15 protein-coding genes are annotated in these 19939 nt (G+C 61.7%); 7 read left to right on the top strand and 8 right to left on the bottom strand.

Annotation, left to right across the window (positions count from 1 at the left end; translation table 11 throughout):
- Positions 1–7: 7 nt before the first annotated feature.
- On the top strand, positions 8–2668 hold the full coding sequence (locus G5V57_RS33705) for a sensor histidine kinase KdpD (RefSeq protein WP_165173612.1): 2661 nt from the start codon (positions 8–10) through the stop codon (positions 2666–2668).
- On the opposite strand, the gene G5V57_RS33700 is transcribed toward G5V57_RS33705, so the two are convergent.
- From G5V57_RS33700 to G5V57_RS33685, 4 genes are all read right to left on the bottom strand, one after another.
- A complete protein-coding gene (locus G5V57_RS33700) occupies positions 2665–4881 on the bottom strand; it encodes a hypothetical protein (RefSeq protein ID WP_165173610.1) in 2217 nt (738 codons plus the stop codon). The two genes, G5V57_RS33705 and G5V57_RS33700, sit on opposite strands and share 4 nt — an antisense overlap.
- A 421-nt stretch (positions 4882–5302) precedes the next feature.
- On the bottom strand, positions 5303–7669 hold the full coding sequence (locus G5V57_RS33695; protein ID WP_165173609.1) for a TonB-dependent receptor: 2367 nt from the start codon (positions 7667–7669) through the stop codon (positions 5303–5305).
- A gap of 78 nt (positions 7670–7747) precedes the next feature.
- Complete coding sequence (locus tag G5V57_RS33690) at positions 7748–8707, bottom strand: FecR domain-containing protein (protein WP_165173608.1); 960 nt, start codon at positions 8705–8707, stop codon at positions 7748–7750.
- A 77-nt stretch (positions 8708–8784) separates the two neighbouring features.
- Complete coding sequence (locus tag G5V57_RS33685; protein WP_165173607.1) at positions 8785–9324, bottom strand: RNA polymerase sigma factor; 540 nt, start codon at positions 9322–9324, stop codon at positions 8785–8787.
- Positions 9325–9596: 272 nt separating this feature from the next.
- Between G5V57_RS33685 and G5V57_RS33680 the strand changes: the two genes are divergently transcribed.
- Both G5V57_RS33680 and G5V57_RS33675 read left to right on the top strand, forming a co-directional pair.
- Positions 9597–11807 (top strand): mechanosensitive ion channel family protein, encoded by a 2211-nt coding sequence (locus G5V57_RS33680; protein ID WP_165173606.1) that lies wholly within the window; start codon positions 9597–9599, stop codon positions 11805–11807.
- A 76-nt stretch (positions 11808–11883) separates the two neighbouring features.
- Positions 11884–12366 (top strand): cupin domain-containing protein, encoded by a 483-nt coding sequence (locus G5V57_RS33675; protein ID WP_165173605.1) that lies wholly within the window; start codon positions 11884–11886, stop codon positions 12364–12366.
- Positions 12367–12629: 263 nt separating this feature from the next.
- Here G5V57_RS33675 and G5V57_RS33670 read toward each other — a convergent pair whose 3' ends face one another.
- From G5V57_RS33670 to nthA, 3 genes are read right to left on the bottom strand one after another with little or no spacing between them, the layout of a single operon-like run.
- Entirely contained in the window at positions 12630–13037 is a 408-nt protein-coding gene (locus G5V57_RS33670) for a nitrile hydratase accessory protein (protein WP_165173604.1), read from the bottom strand.
- On the bottom strand, positions 13034–13693 hold the full coding sequence (nthB, locus tag G5V57_RS33665) for a nitrile hydratase subunit beta (protein WP_165173603.1): 660 nt from the start codon (positions 13691–13693) through the stop codon (positions 13034–13036). Before nthB ends, G5V57_RS33670 begins: the two co-directional genes overlap by 4 nt.
- Complete coding sequence (gene nthA, locus G5V57_RS33660) at positions 13690–14316, bottom strand: nitrile hydratase subunit alpha (protein ID WP_165173602.1); 627 nt, start codon at positions 14314–14316, stop codon at positions 13690–13692. Before nthA ends, nthB begins: the two co-directional genes overlap by 4 nt.
- A gap of 310 nt (positions 14317–14626) precedes the next feature.
- Between nthA and G5V57_RS33655 the strand changes: the two genes are divergently transcribed.
- Positions 14627–15387 (top strand): IS5 family transposase gene (locus tag G5V57_RS33655; RefSeq protein ID WP_206530147.1). Its coding sequence is split into 2 segments (ribosomal slippage): positions 14627–14732 and positions 14732–15387, totalling 762 coding nucleotides; the frame shifts between segments, so codons are not numbered across the junction.
- Positions 15388–15624: 237 nt separating this feature from the next.
- On the opposite strand, the gene G5V57_RS33650 is transcribed toward G5V57_RS33655, so the two are convergent.
- Positions 15625–16581 (bottom strand): transcriptional regulator GcvA, encoded by a 957-nt coding sequence (locus G5V57_RS33650; RefSeq protein WP_165173601.1) that lies wholly within the window; start codon positions 16579–16581, stop codon positions 15625–15627.
- A gap of 433 nt (positions 16582–17014) precedes the next feature.
- Here G5V57_RS33650 and G5V57_RS33645 point away from each other — a divergent pair, with 433 nt between their 5' ends.
- The 3 genes from G5V57_RS33645 (at position 17015) to G5V57_RS35500 (ending at position 19902) form a co-directional block, all read left to right on the top strand.
- Entirely contained in the window at positions 17015–17380 is a 366-nt protein-coding gene (locus tag G5V57_RS33645; protein WP_165173599.1) for a hypothetical protein, read from the top strand.
- A gap of 21 nt (positions 17381–17401) precedes the next feature.
- The gene (locus G5V57_RS33640; RefSeq protein ID WP_165173597.1) at positions 17402–19348 is read left to right on the top strand and encodes a pyrroloquinoline quinone-dependent dehydrogenase; all 1947 of its coding nucleotides are present in this window, start codon (positions 17402–17404) and stop codon (positions 19346–19348) included.
- Positions 19349–19473: 125 nt separating this feature from the next.
- Entirely contained in the window at positions 19474–19902 is a 429-nt protein-coding gene (locus G5V57_RS35500; protein WP_165174383.1) for an alpha/beta hydrolase fold domain-containing protein, read from the top strand.
- The last annotated feature ends 37 nt before the right edge of the window (positions 19903–19939 follow it).

The raw sequence follows: 19939 nt of genomic DNA, 5'->3' as shown, positions 1-19939 counted from the left end.
GAGGCGCATGGTCCAAAGTCCTCACCTTCGTCCGTCACCGGACGCCCTCCTGAAGCTTGCCGGGCGTGAAGCGCGCGGCAAGCTCAAGGTGTTTCTGGGGGCATCCCCTGGCGTAGGCAAGACCTATGCGATGCTGTCGGGTGCCCGGCGGCTCAAGGCGGAAGGCCGCGACGTTATGGTCGGCCTCGTCGAAACGCATGGGCGTAGCGACACGGCGGCCTTGCTTGAGGGCCTCGAAGTGCTGCCGCGCCGGCCGGTCGCCTATAAGGGCCGGACGCTGATGGAATTCGACGTCGATGCGGCGCTGGCGCGCAGGCCCGACCTCATCATCGTCGACGAGCTCGCGCATACGAACGCGCCGGATAGCCGGCATCCGAAGCGTTTTCAGGATGTCGAGGAACTGCTCACTGCCGGCATCGACGTCTGGACGGCGCTCAACATCCAGCATGTCGAAAGCCTGTCCGACGTCGTCGCCGGCATCACTGGCATCACCATCCGCGAAGTGGTGCCCGACACGGTGATCGAGAGGGCGGATGACGTCGTGGTGGTCGACGTCACGCCGGACGAGCTTCTGGAAAGACTGAGGGACGGCAAGGTCTATCTGCCGGACAATGCCAGGCGCGCCGCCGACAATTTCTTCAAGCCGGGCAATCTCACCGCCTTGCGCGAACTGGCGCTCAGGCGCACCGCCGACCGCGTCGATGACGAGATGGTCGACTTTCTGCGCCAGAACGCCATCGAAGGGCCGTGGCCGACGGCAGAGCGCATCCTGGTCTGCGTCGGGCCGGATGCGCAGTCGCAGGCGGTGGTGCGCGTGGCGGGGAGGCTCGCCAAGGGACTCAATGCCGGCTGGGTGGCGGCGCATCTCGATCGAATCGGGCGCGATGGGCGCGATCCGGAGGCGCTGAAGCGGGTCGAGGAGGCGCTGAAACTCGCGCAACGCCTCGGCGCCGACATCTCCAGGCTTTCGGCACGCGATCTGCCCACTGAAGTCCTGCGCTATGCGAGACGCGAGAACATCACCCAGATCGTGCTCGGGCGCTCGCGCGCCTCCTGGTTCAAGCGCTTCATCGGCCGTTCGCTGTCGGACGAGATCACGCGCCAGGCGGAAGGCATAGCCGTCCATATCGTGACGCCGCCCAAGGGCAAGGCGCCATCTTTCCAATGGCCGCGTCCGGTGATGGCGGCAAGCGCCTATATCGGCGCCTTCGTCGCGGTGGCGATCGCCACGGGCCTCGGCCTTTTTGCGATCCAATGGTTGCAGGCGCCGGCCATCTCGATGTTCTTCCTCGCCGCGGTGCTGCTGTGCGCCAACCGTTTCGGCACTAGCAGCGCCATCGTGGCGGCACTGCTTTCGTTTCTCGCCTATAATTTCTTCTTCATCGCGCCGCTCCACACGCTGACCGTGGCAAGCCCGCATGAGCTTCTGGCGCTCACCGTGTTCCTGCTGGTCGCGGTCATTACCGGCAGCCTGTCGGGACGCGTGCGCGAACAATCGGTTGCGGCCGGCCGGCGCATATTCCAGACGCAGATGCTGTTCGACTTCTCGCGCAAGCTCTCGGGCACGGCAGCGCTCGACGATGTGCTCTGGGCGGTCGCCTCGCAGACGGCGTCGGCCATCAAGGGCGAGAGCATCGTGCTTCTGGGGGAGAATGGCGAGCTCGAGATCAAGGCGGCCTTTCCGCCGGAAGACATCATGGGCCCCGGCGAATGGACGGCGGCGCGCTGGGCGCTCAACCATCGCGAGGCGGCGGGGCTCGGCACCACGACCTTGCCCAACGCGCATTTCACCTTCCGTCCGCTCGCGACGCCGCGCGGCATCGTCGGTGTAATCGGCCTCAGGCCCGGCGCGCGCGATGTCTCGGGTGAGGATCAACGCGTGATCGAGGCGCTGATCGACCAGACAACGGTGGCGATCGAGCGCACATTACTGGCGGTGGACGCGGCCAAGGCCGAGGCCATGGCCGAAAGCGAACGTCTGCGTTCGGCGCTGCTCTCCTCCATCTCGCACGACCTGCGCACGCCGCTCGCCACGATCCTGGGCGCGGTGACGAGCCTCAGAAGCCTCGGCGGCCAGATGCCGAAGGAGAGCCAGAGCGAGCTTCTCTCGGCGATCGAGGAGGAGACGCGGCGCATGTCGCAATTCGTCACCAATCTCCTCGACATGACGCGCCTCGAGGCCCCCAATCTCGAGATCGGGCGCGACTGGGTCGATCTCGCCGACGTCATCCGGGCGGCGGTCACGCGTGCCCGCTCGACCTGGCCCGAGCGGCGGATCGAGCTCGCGATCGCGGCCGGGCTGCCGCTCGTCCATGGCGACAGCGGCCTGCTGGAGCAGGTGGTGTTCAATCTGCTCGACAATGCGCATAAATATTCACCCGCGGGCAGTCCCACCAAGGTCGGTGCCGCGGCGCGCCTCGGTGAGATCCTGATCGAGGTGAGCGATGAAGGGCAGGGCATTCCGCCTGACGATCTCGAGCGTGTCTTCGACAAGTTCTACCGCGCCAAACAGGGCGACGGGCGCAGTGCCGGCGTGGGCCTCGGCCTCGCCATCTGCCGCGGCATCGTGTCGGCGCTGGGCGGCAGCATCACGGCAGCAAGCCCGATTGCCGACGGCCGCGGCACGCGCATCACGATCCGACTGCCGGTGCCGCGCCAGACGGTCTAATCGTCCCCGACGCTGACGATCACCCGATCAGAAGTTTCCGATGTCCCGTCATCGACGACGAGACGCAGGACGTGCCGTCCCCGTGACAGCCCGTCAATCTCGGCCTGCAACCCGTCGGCCAGGAACCCGTCGCGGTTCGACGTCCAGTAGGCGTGGGGATCGTCACTGCGGCCATCGAGCCACATTTCGGTCCTGCCGATCAGCCGGACCGGCTGACGCGTCGATAGAACCGCATCGGCAGCGGGCGCCAGGATCTCCACGACGCGGACGGCCTCGCTGCCGAGCCGCGGCACCGACGTCTCAATGAAGGTGGTGCGGATGCCCGTGGATGTCGCCAGCTGGAACCTGAGGTCGCCTGCCCCACGCAGCAGGTCGAGCGGGATTTCAACCTCGTCGCCTTCGATGTCGATGGCGTAGGGTATCCAGGTCGCGCCGCCATCAGGTGAGTAGCGCAGCATCTGATGGGTCTCGGACCGCCGCCGTGCTCGTTTCCAGCTGATGCGAAGGCCGGATTCGACATCCCGCCGGACGACGGGCGTGGCGGAGAGATCTCGCGCGATGGGCTCAGACGGAACCTCGGCTACATCCCAGCTCGCGATGACCTCGCCGTTCCGCGTGAGGACGATGCGGGTCACGTCATCGGTCCAGGGCAGTGTCTCGAGGAAATCGGCGTAGGGGTCGAGTATGGACGCGTCAGAGGCGGGGTGACAACGCCGGGCGACAAGCAGGTCGCCGTCGGCGCGATACAGCTGCAATGAAAGCGGGGTCTCGTATTTGTCAACGCGACGCGGCGCCTCGCCCGGGAGGTGAAACGCCCACAGCAGCGTGGCCGTCCCCTCGCGTTCGACCGTGAAGCGGACGAGTAGCTTCTGTGCTTCGCCGGCGCGGACCAGGAGACGGTCGTACGGATTGAGCATGGGTGAGGAGAATGCCCGGGCGTAGTTGTAGGGCGAGATCCATCGCGGTCTGCAATAACTCATCAGGTCGGAGGTGTCAGGCCCGAAGATCTCCATCGGAGATGTTCCGAGATCGACGCCGAACTCGCCGATGCCGGACGGGCGCGTGGTGTTCGGATAGTCTGGATAATTCGTGTCCACATTCTCCGGCGTCGTGCAGGCGGCATCGAGCACATGGTCGTCTCCGGGAATGATCAGGTGAGCAAGCTCATGGGCGAATGTGTCCTCGCGGTCCGCCAGGCACCAGAAGCTGTTGCTCAGTGCAGCGCCCGCTGCCGTCACTCCTGATGCCTGGGTGTGCGCAGGCACCATTGCGACAAAGATCTCGTGGTCCAGAGGCGTGGGCGTCGTCCCATCGCGCAACCCCTGGACCTCGATACGCATCTGATCATATTTGTTGTTGGTGTCCAAAGCGCCCCCGAAGGTCCTGACACCCCGATCCCTGATGGTGAGACCCTCGATGGGCAGGATGCGTGGCGCGAGCTCCATGGTGGTGCGGCAGGCGGCGTCCGTTGGCTCAGCTATGGTTGGCGAGAATCCCGTCAGGCTGTAGCGGTAGCAATGGATAACCGGCCGCTCCCGTGTGTTGAAGAGGAGTTCACAGCCGCCCTTGCCGGTGTAGCTCGGGTCACCGCGATGCCCCTCGACCCAGACCTCGGCGTCCAGCTGCAGCCGTTCGTTGCAATGGCTCGCGTCGAGGACGAAATTGAGTGTATTGGCGAGGCGGCGCCGATCCGACGTCGCCGTCGCCGGGAGCACGATCAAGGAGCGCTCGTTGCGGGGCGTCAGCTCGCGACGGAGAATGTCATATTTCAACGTGTTGTTGTTCCATGCCATCACGAGGATGCGGCCTGTGAACCGCAGGTCCTGATGGTAGCCGTTCTGGACGTATACCCGGCACAGGGTCGCCTTGTTGGCGACGAGGGGCACGCTGTTCGGAGTGCCGCCAGAACCGAGCTGCCTGTAAAACTGGATCGCCTGCGTCACCTCCATTCCCTCGATCTTGATCGTGACAGAGTGCGGAACCTCCTCAGGCAAGTAGCATCCAGCCTCGGTCAACTGGTACTCGACATCCTGGATCTGGTATTCGAGCCTTTCGAGCGTCTCCATGATGCGATCGCGCTCATCGGGATCTCTTGTCTCACGCAGGCGACGAAGCCAGCGGGCATGATCTTCGGCATACCGTTTCCTCTGGGCCTCAAGGTTGCGGCAGATCGGGCGGCTGGTGTCGATAGGCTGGTCGGACAGGGGCGGCATTCACTCCTCCTGATCTTGTCAGACTAAACTGGCTGCTGCCTGGAATCCGGCTCGGGCGGTCTCCTTTTCGCTGCTCCGCAGGGTATTCTTCCTTACAAAGCAGTTTGTCACGCGCATCCGAAACCGGATGGAATGGGAAAGGACGATCGAACCGATCGCCCTCAAAAAGACCTATGTCAGTCAATCACGAGTGGGGAGTATGCAAAGGCGTCCGATCAAGGCCGGACGACATTAAGTTACTCGCCTCCAACGCGATTGTCCATATCCGGATTCAACTGAAAGTAAGTACGCTATCCCACAGGGGTCTGTCGTCGCCGTGGTTGAGGGCTGTGTTCCGACGACACCCTCATCCGGCCTTCGGCCACCTTCTCCCACAAGCAAGCGGGAGAAGGGAATGGTCGGAGAGATCAAATTCACCTGGCTAAAACGTCGCCGTCAGTCCCATCCTGACGGTTCGGCCGGGCGAGGGGACGAGGCCTGTCGACAGAGGATCGAGGTAATATTCATCACCTACATTCTCGACGGCGATATCGACGGTGAAGGTCTCATCGACCTTGTAACTGCCGAAGAGATCGTAGACGGTCTTCGCGTCATAGTAGATCGGCGAATTGACGGCGCCGGCGACGGTTTTGTAACCGCCATAGCGCTGGCCGAAGAAATAGGCGCGGCCGCCAAAGGTCAGCGCCTCCTCGAAGAGACGCACGCCGGCAGTGACGCTGCCTGAATATTTTGGCGGAATCGCCATCAGGCCGTAGTCAGTGCCGGCGACACCGAAGTCGCAACGCGGCCGGTTGGCCGGGACCTCGTCGCAATAGCTGATATGATCGTATTTGGTGAAAGTACCTTCGAGGAAGGCGTAGCCCGCATCGTAGGCGGCAGAGAATTCGTAGCCTCTGAACTCCGCCTTGTCGATATTGTCCCAGCTATAGAGACCGTCCGAGGGGCGGCGCTTGCGAATGATGTAGTCGTCATAGGTATTGTCGAAGCGCACCGCCTTGAAGCGGAACTTGTCGCCGTCGAAGAAGATGTCGTCGCGCAATGCATTAAGGCCGAACTCGAAATTGCGCGATAATTCTGGATCGAGTTCGGGATTTGGCACGAGATAGTCCGTCTGGCGCGATGCCGTCTCACGCAGGCTCGGCGGACGCCAGCCCTCGAAATAGGCGCCGAAAAGCTGAAAACCTTCGAAGGGCTCGACCGTGAGGCTCCCCGACGGATTGATGCGGCTGCCGTTCTTGTCCAGAGTATCGGCAAGGTCCTCCTTGCCCTCGGATTCGTAATAATCATAGCGCAGGCCGCCCGCCACAGTGAGCCAGTCGGTGACATCGAGCTTCGACTGATTGAAGGCGCTCAGCAGCAGGCGGTCGCCACTCGGATTGACACCGAAAAAGCCGGATGTAGCGGGATCGTCCTCGCGCGCCTGCTCGAGAACGAACTCCGTGCCGATGCTCATGCTCAGAAGGCCAAGCGGCGTATCGAAGCTCGACAGATTGGCAGCATCACCGCCATAGTTCTTCGCACGCGCGCTGTTGGCGCCGAAGAGCAGCAGGGTCTCATCGAACTCGCCATATTTATTGTTGTAGAAAGTGTAGCCAAGACCAAGCGAATGACCGTCGCCCCACTTGTAGTTGCCCTTGGCGAGGAAGGAGGTGATGTCCTGCGAGGTGTTGAACACCTCATCGCCGGGTCCAATCGGCGAGATGTTCTTCTCCTTGGGCCTGACCCACGGATTGCGGTCGTCGATAAAGGTGGATTTGCCCTTCGAGCCGGCGAAATAGTTGCCGGATTTACGGCGCGAGAAGCCGGCGACCAGCTCATAGTCGTCCTTGACCGTGGCGATGACGGCATTGCCCATCCAGGCCTCGCCGTTGAAGAATTCCGAGCCGTCATTGCGAATGCCGGTGGATTCCGCGTCGTTCGGGGCGATCGTGTTGTTGCCGATGGCGGTCTTGATGCGTGCGGTGTAGCTCTCGCCTTCGCGCACGATGTCACTCGCTTCGAGGAGGCGCATATTGACGACGCCGCCCATGGCGCCGACGCCGCCGATCCCGCCCGCGGGACCCTTGGCGATATCGATGCCGCCGACGAAATCGGGATCGACATAGACTTCATTGCGGCTGCCGCGATAGCCGCGATAGGAGTTGTTGGTCTGGCGCGTGCCGTCGACCATGACATTCACGCGGTTCTGGCCCTGGAGGCCGCGGATATTGACATCCATTGAGGCGCCGACCCGGTTGCCGGAAGGCATAACGCCCGGCGCCGTCTTCAGCATGTCGCCGACCGACGTCGGCGGCGTGCGCTGGATATCCTCCGCCGAAATATGGGTCGAAGACCCTGGCGTCTCATAGGGCGCATCGGCGGCCTTTGCCTCGCCGTCCTTGGCGACGACCACAATCGGATCGAGAAGCCCGGACCCATCTTCCAGCACCGTGGCGGCGAAGATCTCGGGCACCACCAGGGCGACGCTTCGCGGGCCGGTCATGCGCAGTTCGAGCCCCGTTCCGGCAAGCATCGTCCGCAAGGCCTGTTCCGGCGGCATCAGGCCCGAGACGGCGCGTGTCCTGGTCGATCCGAGCGCGGCGCTGGCATAGCCGAACTGCCAGCCGGATTGGCGCGCGAAGTCGTCGAGTGCGGCCGCAACAGACTGTGACGGTATCGAGAAGCGCAGATCCTGCGTCTTCGTCACGGCAAACGCACCGGGACAACCCAATAGAGCGGAGCCCAACAGCAGCAGCCGCAGATGCCGCCTGATCTGAAACAAGTTCGTCTTCGTCCGCCCGGTCATCATGCATGCCCCTCACGCCGCAACAGTCCTCATGGACCTGACGCGCCAGCGGGCAGGGCGTCACAAAAATAGTTGAGTGTTTCAGTAAAGAATTATCAGGCCGCCGGGAAACCGTGCTTCCTTCGCGCCGATGGCTGCCGCGAGCGTGAGGATGGCAGTCCGCGGATCATCGATGCGATAGCTGCCGCTGATCTTCATCGTTTCAAGCTGCTCATTGGCAATGACGACGCTGCCGACATAATAGCGGTCGAGCTCGGACAGGGCTTTGGCGAAAGCCTCCTCGCGAAACACGACACGGCCGTCGCGCCAGGCGAGCGCCATGTCGAGCGCGGCGGTCCTCACCTCTGAAATCGCCGCGGCATCGGCGGTTACGAACTGACCCGGATCGATCTCGACCATACTGGATCTGTCGGCGAGGCGGCTGACCGCGACACGGCCATGGGCGAGCAGGATCATGTCCTCGTCGTCCCCGGTTCGGATGGAGAAGGCGGTGCCCTTGACGGTCGTTTCGCTGAACCGCGTCGTGACGGTGAAAGGGTGGGCGGAATCGGGCTTCACGTCGAAGAAGACTTCGCCGGCGAGCAGGCTCAGACGGCGCCTGCCTCCGGCGAAATCGAGCGCCACAGCCGATGACGTATTCAGCTCAATGAGCGATCCGTCGGGCAACGTCAGAATCTTCCGTTCGCCGGGCGCCGTCATGTGGTCGGCCTGCCAGCGGAGCAGGAGAGCCGGATACTGGAGATAGCCGACGACGATGAGAAGTGCGGCCGCCATTGCGGCGGCATATTTCGTCCAGGAGCGGCGTGTTTCGGGCCGTGGACTTTTCGCCAGTCGCGCGGCATCGCGCCGGCTCGCTTCGTGCAGGGACGGCATGGCCATCAAGCGTTCGATGCGGCGGAAGGCCTCATCATGCGCGACATGTGCGTCCCGCCACCGCGCGAAGTCATGTCTCGTTCGGTCATCGTCCGGCTTCGACTGGAGGCGGATGAACCAGTCCATCGCCTTTTCGCTCGCTCGATCCGCAGTTCTGTTCTGTCTCACGCGGGCCTTCGCCTTCACCTTTCGGGGAACTCACTCGTTCAGACGTTCGGGCAAGGCTCGCTTCACAAAGAAATATTTCATTCCCGGTCGAAGCGGGCCAGCGCATCGGCACAATGGCCCATGACGAGCTTCACGTCGTTGTAGACGGTGTTGCGCGAAACGCCGAGGTGCCGGGCAATCCGGTCATAGGACCAGGCCGAGACCTGCGACAGGGCCCAGGCGCGGCGAGCGCGCAGGGGAAGCGACTGGAGCGCCGCCTCGAACAGGCGCAGACGCTCACGCTCGATCAGGGCCGTCTCGATGCTCGGTATGTCGGCCGGGATGGCATCCAGCTGTCCGTCCGCCGCTTGCGGATCCTCATAGCGTTCACGGGTCCTCAGCCGGCGCAGGTGATCGAGCGCCAGATTGCGGATCGTGCGGTAGAGATAGGCCTCGATATGCTCGATAGGGGCACTTTCGCTGGCCTGAAAGGCGCGCAGATACGCTTCCTGCGCCAGGTCCTCGGCGATCTGGCGGTCGCGCACGATACGCAGGGCGGCGAACCACAAAGCGCGGCGATGCTGCAGGAAAACGCGATTGAGCTGGGCAAGCCGGTCGCCGGCCGCGCATGCCGTCATGTGCGGCGACGTGAGTGACGTCATTGCTGGCAAGGATGAGATAGAGGCGACCCGCTCGGTTTCCCGATTTGCGGGTGGGGGCTACCTGCGCGCCTGATTAGACGATGCGAAAAAGCCGCGCAACGTCAATCATTTAGAGTAATTCTAAGAACATGCCGGCGGATGGATGACCAGCCAGGCCCTTCTCGCCAATAGCGGCTTACGGCGAAATTGGGAACGGTTTCAGGTTAGTGTAGCATGTCCGGTGGTAGTCAGAGACGGCAGGCGGCATCATGACCGGCAAAGCGTCTTCCTTCGTGGTGAAGCTCTTTCTGATTCTGCTGTGCTGGGCTTTGCCCGGCACGGCAGGCCAGGCGCAAACCACCGATCCCGGCATCACCCTCATCGTGCCCTCCGGCCAGGATTCGGCGCAGGTCGAGGCGATCATCAAAAGCCTCAAGGACGGCAGCCGGCCGGTGACCATTCGCGTCGAGAGCGGCAAGGTCGCGGCCGAGCCCGAGGCGCATTCGTCCATCGCGGTCACGCGCGACGGACTCTATGCCAAGCTCATCGCGCTGCGTGACAAATTTGGCGACGGCGTGGAGCAGGGCTTCCGCGGCATCGGCAAATTGGGGAGCGTCCCCGAAAAATTCTCGACGGCCTGGAACGCGAATGCCCCGGGCTTCTCGCCCCTGTTCCTGCTTATCGTCATCGGTTTCGTGATGGCGGCCGCCTACTTCGTGCCGCTGCGCTGGCGGCGAAATCTGGTAACCCCGCCGGCGGCTCGGGAGTCGGATCTGGGCGTCCGCTTCCTGTGGCGCGCGAAGGTTCTGCTGATCGATCTCCTGGCGCTGGCGGCCATGGCCGCCGCCGGTCTGCTGGCGGTGCGCTTTCTGCTGCCGCATCCGGACTTCGCGCGCGCCTTCGCCCACAGCATCATCCGATTCGCCCTGATCGTCGGGCTCTATCTCGCTGTCGGGCGTTTCCTGCTGGCGGCCGACAATACGGGAGCGCCACTCCTGCCGGTGCTCAAGGCCGATTGGCACCGGCGCAATCTCCTGATCTATGCCGTCTGTGTCGCGCTCATCATCGAGAGCATCAACCTGCTCGACCAGGTCAACGCCGATCTCGACGCGGTCATCGGCTGCCTGTTCATCACCAGCACGCTGACGGCCGGTTTCGCCCTATGGTGGGTGTGGAGCGCGAGGCACGATGTGCGGCAAGCCATTCGCCACGCCAATCCGGAAGGGTGGGGAAGGCGTGTGGTCGCGGCCATCTTCCCGGCGATGAACATCATCGGCGTTCTCATGGTGTGGAGCGCCGCGCGGGTCTCCGCCGGGGCCCCGGAAGAAAGCGACTGGTCGACGGCCGCCAGCATCATGCTGCTGCTCATCGCGATAAGTCCCATTCTGGGCTTTGGCGTTCCGGCGCTCGTCGATGCGGCCATGGTGAAGCGCCATGATGATGAACCGGCGAGCCCGGTGCGCGCCGCCAGCCGCTCGGTGGTCAGGGCAATCGCCAGCGCCGGCAGCTGGATCGCCGTCATCTATGCGGTCATCTATATCTGGACCGTCTATGTGGCCGGCAACGACCCGCAATCGGCGCTCGCGCGAATGAGCATCCTGGCACAGGCCGGTATCGCCTTTCTCGTCGGCTGCACCATCTGGGTATTCTTCAGATCCTATTTCGACTCCTATGCGCCGCGAGCCCCCGGGGCGCCGCATCTCGCCGGCGCCGACGATGATGTGGGCAGCATGGGGCAAGGCCGTCTCGCCACCGTCCTGCCGCTCATCCGCGACATCGTGCTGGGCGGGATTGTCGCGCTGACGGCGCTCGTCATCCTCTCGGCGATCGGCGTCAATATCGGGCCACTGCTCGCGGGTTTCGGCGTGCTCGGCCTCGCCGTTTCCTTCGGGTCGCAGACGTTGATCAAGGACATCGTGTCCGGCGTCTTCTTCATGGCGGACGACGCGTTCCGTGTCGGTGAATATATCGAGACCGGCAAGCAGAAGGGCACGGTCGAGAAGATCCATCTGCGCTCGGTGCGCCTGCGCCACCAGAACGGGCAGATCCACACCGTCCCCTTCGGCCAGCTCGATGCGGTCACCAATTACAGCCGCGACTGGGCGACGGTGAAATTCGAGATCCGGCTCGACCGCGACGCCGATATCGAGAAGGCGCGCAAGGTGATCAAGAAGGTCGGCCTGGCCATGCAGGAGGATCCCGAGCTTGGACCGGATCTCATCGCGCCTCTCAAGATGCAGGGCATCCAGGATATCACCGATTCCGCCGTGGTGGTGCGCCTCAAGTTTACCGCCAAGCCGAAAAATCCCAGCCTGCTGCAGCGCGACGCGCTGAAGCGAGTCTATCGCTCCCTGCAGGAGGCCGGCGTGCCGCTCGCGTCCAATGCCGTGACGGTGCGTTCACCAACGTCTACGTTGGCGGGCGCGGCGGTCAGTGCGGCGATGGCGCCGCCCGCGGTCGACCCGCGCGCGGCGGAATAGCTGTTCTGCTTGGTTTCCCCAGGGCGTCGAAAGGCGGTATGTTCCGCCCGTCTTTAGCAGTGCGGAAGCGAGGAAGATGAGCGGGCAGGAAGATCATCGGCATGGCGAGGCGGCCTGGAAGCATGACGGCGTGCGCGTCATCCCGGCCAATTCACTCGACACCAACACGGCGCAGACGCCCGGCATGGACCGGCGCACGGCGATCAATTTCGCCCGCGTGGGGGCGCAGAAGCTGTGGGCGGGCACTGTCACCATCCATGCCAATGCCAAGACCGGCGCCCATCATCATGGTCCGCTCGAAAGCGTGATCTATGTGGTCAAGGGCAAGGCGCGCATGCGCTGGGGCGAGAAGCTCGAATTCGTGGCGGAAGCGGGGCCGGGGGATTTCATCTATGTTCCGCCCTTCGTGCCGCATCAGGAGATCAATGCCAGTCCCGATGAGACGCTCGAATGTGTCCTGGTGCGCAGCGACGGCGAAGCGGTCGTCGTCAATCTCGATATCGAGCCAGTCGAGAAGCCGGAAGCGGTGCGCTGGATCGACCCGATCCACAAAGCCTAGAGCCTTTCCCATTTTGATCGAATCAAGAGATTCGATCAAAACGGGATAAAAAGGCTCGATTACATATATTTGGAGCGCTTCCTTCTCGCGAAAGTCGAGCAACTTTCGCGGGAAGCGCTCTAGGGCGTGAACTCATAAACGCGGATGCTTCGACTATGGGCGAATGTCTGCTCCCGAGACGAAAGCAGCCATTATCAATAACGGTCGCCATGTCGCAGAAGGGCCAACAACCGACTTGAACATCGTCAAGGGCTGACACGATCCTATGGCAGGCTTGGAGTTAGTTGTCCGAAATCCTCATGCCTCAATTCAATCGGTTGGCCATGAGGAGTTCTATCTGCAGCAGCATCCCACGCATCGTGATAATGCCTGAGCGTCGCATCGGTCGTAATGCCTTTAGACGTTACGATCCGTTCTAACGCCGCGAGCCAGTGGTGGTAGTACGTTTCGCCAGTGTCCGGATCCCCGGCAGCCTGCGCTCGGTTGATCTCCTCGGCAAGTGTCGCTGTCCACTCCTTCCAGCTGAACACACCTTTTTCGCCCAATGCAAGCGCGATGGCGAAGGCTTGCGCTTCCCAAGGCTCGCGGAATACTGGTCCGTCCCCATCGCGTGGAATGCTTGGTCCCACATTCGCGAGGAGCTGCACCGGGTTGGGTTCTGTCAGGCTCATGCCGGCTCCAAATAGGGCTCAAATGCCTCGATAGAGACCTTCAAGGCAGGGTCTCCATCCGCTCCCCATAGCTCGCGGCCAGAAATAACTACCGTGTATAGCCATTGTGGGTCGTCTCCGCGACCGAGGGCCGAACTATCCGGATAAACGTGACATCCGTGAATTCGTTCGATCGTCCCCACCTTATCACGGGCGTAACGGGGCAACCGCGTGTGGGTTGCAGGATTAATATTTCTGGTTCGAACCTTGTCACCGATTTTGAATAAGGCTGCCTTTGGTGCGGGCCTGCCATAGGAAGCGCGCTTGAGGCATTGGGGGACGTCTTGTGGCTTGACTGAAGGCCGATGCAAAGGCTTTGGTGGATGCAGGGAGTGGCCAGACTTGATCTCTTCGGCAGTGACCAGTCCGTGATCTAACAGAAGTGTCTCGATGGTCTTCTCCCAGCTCTTGTAATAGGAAGCCGTTAGGTAGTAGGCGGCAGGCTGGTGTTCGCGGGCGTCGCGAAACATGTCGAAATTCCAAGCTCCTGTTGCCCCCATCGCGCGCATCATGGCAATGACGCGGCCTTCCCATGGTGTGTGGAATGCGGGCTCATTGGCCTCCGGTTCGACCTTGCCGAAGCCATCCATTCCACCCATGTCGTGAACGCCATTCATGAGCCCAGGTCCTCAGGCTTTTTCGGGAGGCCTGTTCCGATCATAGAGTCCCGCGTCACCAGAGCCGCCAATCTCTCTTCATCCCATCCGTCTGTCCCGCTGGGGCGCATGGGAACAACAATAAAACGGGTTTCAGCAGTCGAATCCCAGACCCGGATTTCTGTGTCAGAGGATAAACTCACTCCAAAATCGGCCAATACTCCACGTGGATCTCTGACCGCGCGAGATCGATAGGGAGCCGACTTGTACCAAACAGGCGACACACCAAGAAAGTCGGTCGGATAGCAGGAGCAAAGTGTGCACACGACCATGTTGTGCAGCTTTGGGGTATTCTCGACAGCTACAAGATGGTCACCGACATGGCCAGCGTGACCAAACGACGTCACTGCTCTGGTCGCGTCTTCGAGTAGGGATCGCTTAAATGCAGCATCGTTCCAAGCTCGCGCTATTACCTTTGCCCCGTTGCGCGGGCCTATCTTCGTCTCATAGGCCTCAACGATCGAATCGAGTACCGAGGGATCGACATAGCCTTTTTCGGTGAGAATTGTCTCCAATGCACGGACCCGAAGTGTCATTTCGGACAGCTCTGAACCGTGGCCTTCGTGCTCGTCGTGCTGCGACATTCCATACCCCCGAAAATTTACAGGATGGCTACGGCCGTCTGATCCACCCACAAACTGGTGCCCACCCACCTTATCTCACCATTTAAACGAGGTATAGTCATCGGCACTCGTGATAGCTGCCCTCCACCCCCAGGTTCATAGGTCGGCATTGGCAGCATTATGTCAGGACAGATGCCCGCTTTGGGTCATCCACGTCGGTTTTGCCGAGTCTCTGAGATGTCCGGTTAGGGGATACTTCCGGACATGCCGGTTTGCCATTGAAAGTATCGGCCCGGACGTGATTCAAGCTCCCAAACTGGAGCTGCGAATCATGCGCTATGAACTCAGTGACTATGAATGGACGGCGATCAAGCCGATGCTCCCGAATAAGCCGCGCGGCGTGCGGCGTGTGAACGACCGGCGTGTCCTCAACGGTACTTTTGGGTCCTGCGCTCAGGTGCGCCTTGGCGTGATCTGCCGGAAAACTATGGACCTCGCACGACCTGCTACAACCGCTTTGTCCGTTGGCGCCGTGCAGGGGTTTGGGACCGGATCATGGAAGCACGGGCAACCGCTCACGATAAGGCGGTGCAGATGATCGATACATCCATTGTACGGGTGCACCAGCACGGAGCCTGCATTGCCGGGAACCGAGAACAGCAGATGGGCCGTTCGCGCGGCGGACTGACCAGCAAGGTGCACGCGGTAGTGGACGCCAATGGTCTGCCGGTGCGCGTTGGGCTGTCGCCGGGCGAGGCTCATGACAACAGGCTCTGCCCGGTACTTCTGGCCGGATTGCTTCCAAAGACGATGGTGCTTGCAGACCGTGGCTATAATGCGGACTGGATCAGGACGCTCGTTAGCGAGCAAGGCGCATGGGCCAACATCCCGCCCAAGCGCAATCGCAGGGACCCCATCTGCTTCAGCCCTTACCTCTATCGCTCGCGCAACATTGTTGAGCGGTTCTTCAACAAGATCAAGCAGTGCCGACGGATCGCTACCCGATATGACAAGATCGCAGCAAACTATCTTGCCTTCATAAAGCTAGCTTCGATCCGCATTTGGTTACGCGCTTATGAGTCCACGCCCTAGATAACGATGAGTTTGGATCGAATCGATCCAAACTCATAAACGTGATCGATTCTTATATGTTAGCGCGGGATTCTCGCGAAAAACCGGTGCCCACTTTTTCGCATCCCGCGCTAGAAGCTCCGGACGCGCCACCTCGAGCTCTCACGAAGCCGGCCTTATCAGATACAGGGTAGATACAGGGTAAGATGTGAAAAGCGCTCCTTTTCGAAGCTTTGTCTATTTTAAAATCCGCATCCGTCAGGAGGCCCGGGCGTGCAAGGTCACGCTCGGACGGCCGAGACGGAGATGATCCTTGCGGGTGATCTCCTCCTGCAGCCAATCGCGGAAGTAGGAGACCTTGGGCAGGTTGAGCTTCGCTTTCGGCGCTACGAGGTAATAGGCGAATCCGACCGGGCTGTGGCCGGGCAGCGGCCGCACCAGCCGGCCGCTGGCGATATCGGCGGCGGCGAGGGTAGATTTGGCAAGAGCTATGCCGCGTCCGAGCATCGCGGCTTCGAGCACCAGGCTCGACTGGTTGAAACGGGGACCGCGATGGGCGTCGGGCATGTCCACCCCGGCGGCGCGCAGCCACATTTCCCAGTTCGGGCAGGAGGGGTCATTATCCGGACTGTCGTCATGAAGCAGGGTAAACGCCTTGAGATCCGCAGGCGCACGCAACAGTGGGCCGGAGCTTAGAAGATCGGGACTGCAGACGGGTATAAGCGATTCCTGGATCAGCTTCTCGGCGACGAGGTCTGGATAAGCGCCGGCGCCGTAGCGGATGGCGACATCGATGCCCTCCCTGGCGAAATCACACAGCTGCATCGAGGCATTCACCTTCACGTCGATATCCGGATGGCGTGCCTCGAAGCGCGAGAGACGCGGCAGAAGCCATTTCGCCGCGAATGACGGGGTGACGCTGATCGACAAGGCGCCGGTCTCGCCCAGCGAATCGATCGCGTCCATGGCGGCGGAGAATAATGCGAAGCCCTCGCGAATGGCGGGAAGACCGGCCTGGCCGGCATCGGTCAAGGCAAGGCTGCGGCCATTGCGCTGAAAAACCGGCATGCCGAGATGATCCTCGAGATGCCGGATCTGATGGCTGACCGCGGCCGATGTAACACTGAGCTCGTCAGCGGCGCCGGCCACGCTCAAATGGCGCGCCACGGCTTCGAAAGCCCGCAAGGCATTGAGAGAGGGCATGGGACGGGACATGGGGCGTCTCGCAGAAAATTAATCTCTACTAATTTTATAGAGTAAATATAATAAGACGCCAACCAAAAAAATGCACCCGGCCGAGGGCACGAACCGGGTGCAAGTCTAGGGAGGAATGACCCGCGGGAAAGCGCGAGACATTCACCGCAGGACCAATCTAGTCGGTCTGCTCCCCATGCGCTGTGAGGAAAGTCACAACGGGGCTCAGAAGTCCCATAATATTCTGATGGCGGGGATGGATTAAGCTCGCTGAAAATCTCCCCATCTCGCCCCAATTCTGCGCGCGCCAAACGACCCACAGACTCAAGCTTCGCTGGCGATGTAATGGGGCGTCGATGATCCGGATCGTCAGACATAGGGCGATCCTCGGGCCGGCGCGTTGGACATTTGCGGTTTTTCGCCCGATACTCAAACCGTCTCGGAGAGAGAAACGATGGCCCGGCAGGATTTCAGCGCATCGTCCATTGGCGTCTGGTTGATCTTTGCGGCTGCTCTCGCCGGTCTCGCCGTATCGAGCTTCAATTACCTCGATCCGCAAAGCGGTATTGCCGGTGAGCCCGGAACAATTCTGGTGATCGTATCGACCGCCATCCTGACCGTCCTCGCCTGGCTGATGAAAGGTGGCGGGCTGCGCTCCAGGTTCCTGCGCCGCTTCATAGCGCTCGCGGCCATCCTCGATATCGCGGGAACCGCGCTCGCCGGTTATCTGCTGCACAGCCAATCCCTGGTGATCCTCATGTTCCTCGCGTTTCTCGGCTGGATTTTCTACGCGTTCTCGTCGAGGCCCGCCGTCGCATGATCGAAGGGAAGGACCCAATCGATGTGGACCAGATCGCTACCAGTCTGCCTCTGTTTGCTCGTTGCCGCGATGGTCGGCACTCGCGCTCATGCCGAGGATGGCTGGACGACGTTCAACGGTGATCTCGCGGCGCAGAAATATTCACCGCTGACTCAAATCACACCGGATAATGTCGGGAAGCTGAAAGTCGCCTGGCGCACACATACGGGCGATGTCTCGTCCGGCGGGCCGCCGCCCACCGGCATGCATATGAAGCCCGACGCCAATGGCAAGATTCCAAATATCCCGGCGACGGTGTGGTCGGCAACGCCGCTCTTCGTCAATGACACGGTCTATCTCGGAACTCCCTTCTATCGCATTTTCGCGCTCGAGCCCGATACGGGAAAGGTGAAATGGACCTATGACACCAAATCGACGCTCGAGGCGCTGACGCAGCCCGATCTCAAGAATCGTGGCGTGGCCTATTGGCAGGCTGATGCGCCGGTCCCAGACCAGGCCTGCCAGAAGCGTGTCTATATCGGGACGATGGATGCGAAGCTTCATGCGGTCGATGCCGATACGGGTGCGCCCTGCGCCGATTTCGGCAGCAATGGCGTGGTCGACATCAACCAATGGAATACCCAGAATGCCAAATGGCCGCTGTCGATCCTGCAGCCGCCGACCGTATTCGAGGATTACCTGTTCGTCGGCTGGGCCGGTAAGGACTGGGCCGAGAGCCAGGATTCACCGGGCACGATCTATGCGCTCGATGCCCGCAGCGGCGCCCTGCGCTGGACATTCCATTCACTGCCGCCCGACATCGCGCCCAAGACCGGCACCGCCAATGTCTGGGCGAGCATGTCGGTCGATCGCGAGAGGCGCATCCTCTATATCCCGGTCAGCTCGCCGAGCCCGAATTTCTTCGGCGGCGCCTATCCCAATGATCTGCCGATCGTCACCTCGGTGACGGCTCTCGATGTCGGCACCGGCAAGGTTATCTGGAGCCGGCAACTCGTCCATCACGACATCTGGGATCTCGACACCAACGCGGCACCGACGCTGGTCGATATCAGCAAGGACGGCAAGGTGATACCGGCGCTGGTCCAGACCTCGAAGCAGGGCTTCCTCTATGTGCTCGATCGCAGCACAGGCGAACCCGTCTATCCGATCGAAGAGCGCCCGGTGCCGGCCTCGACCGTTCCCGGCGAGAAGGCGGCGCCGACCCAACCCTATGTCGCTTTGCCGAAACCGGTCACTGAAGATGAATGGCCGGGGATATTCGATCTCGCTGACTTGGCCAGCTTCGGCTATTGCAGCCGGACGCTGAAGAAACTGCGCTATGAGGGCCGTTTCACGCCGCCCAGCCTCGAAGGCTCGCTCATCTATCCGGCGACGATCGGCGGCACCGAATGGGGCGGTGGCGCGGTCGATCCAAAGACCCAGATATTCATCGTCAACAGCTCGAGCGCCGTACAGATCTATCAGCTGCTGGCGCGCGCCGACTACGACAAGGCGGCGAGCGGCGGATCGGAAACGGGCGGCTTGTTTCCGATGTCGGGCGGACCCTTTGGCCTCAATCTGACGACCTTCCTCAACCCGCTCGGCATGCCTTGCTGGAAACCGCCCTATGGAACGATCGCGGCCTATGATCTCAAGACGGGAGAGCGCTTGTGGAACCGGCCCTTCGGCCAGGTCCAGAAATGGGGATTCTATATGCCCGAATCCTGGGGAACGATCACCATTGGCGGACCCGCCATCACGGCGAGCGGCCTGATCTTCATCGGCGCTTCGATGGATTCAATGGTGCGGGCGCTTGATGTGAAGACCGGCGAGGTCCTGTGGAAGGCGTTGGTGGCGGCTCCCGCCGTCGCCCTGCCGGCAATCTATCAGTACAAGGGCAAGCAGTATGTGGTGTTCACCGCAGGCGGCAATTCGATCCTCACACCGAGGGTGAGCGACGAGATCGTAGCCTTCACCTTGCCTGATTGAGATAGTCGGCCTCGTTGCGCATCCGGAATGTCCGAAGGCGGCTTCGAACCCGTCGCTACGATGCTCCGTTTGTGCATCGGATTGCCTGAAAACCGCTTCACACTTCTCGGGCTCGCCGCCACGTTCTGGTTCATCGAACATGCGAAGCACTCGGTCTTCCACGAGATCGCTTCTCGCTAATCGCCGACCACGCGGGTGCCAATATCGCGACAGTTGTGGCGGCGCCCAATCGGCACGGCGAATGTGGAGAGCGTTTCAGGCACCAGGAGTTGATCTATCCCTGCCCCGATCTCACGGCGAGCTATCTTTCGCTTCGCGAGGTGGCGGAAGGATGCGTCCTCACCCGCGAACTCTATGCGCGGTATCGCCGGAACCACATTCGGATCACGATTCGACCGACTGGCGTCTCGCCGTTGTTCGCGTCCGCATCAAGGGAGCGGCGCCGGCCGTCATTCTGCGCGCCCGCTTCGATCCACTGCGCGACGAGGCCCTCGCCTATGCGCGGTGCTCCGGCGGAGGAGAGCGTCTTTCCCGAGATGTTACAGGCTTCGTGATTATTGGGAGTGGTGATTTCCATAACCCGACAGCGCT

It is taken from the genome of Nordella sp. HKS 07 (assembly GCF_011046735.1).
Lineage (GTDB): Bacteria > Pseudomonadota > Alphaproteobacteria > Rhizobiales > Aestuariivirgaceae > Taklimakanibacter.
This window is presented reverse-complemented; position numbering and strand designations above follow the sequence as displayed.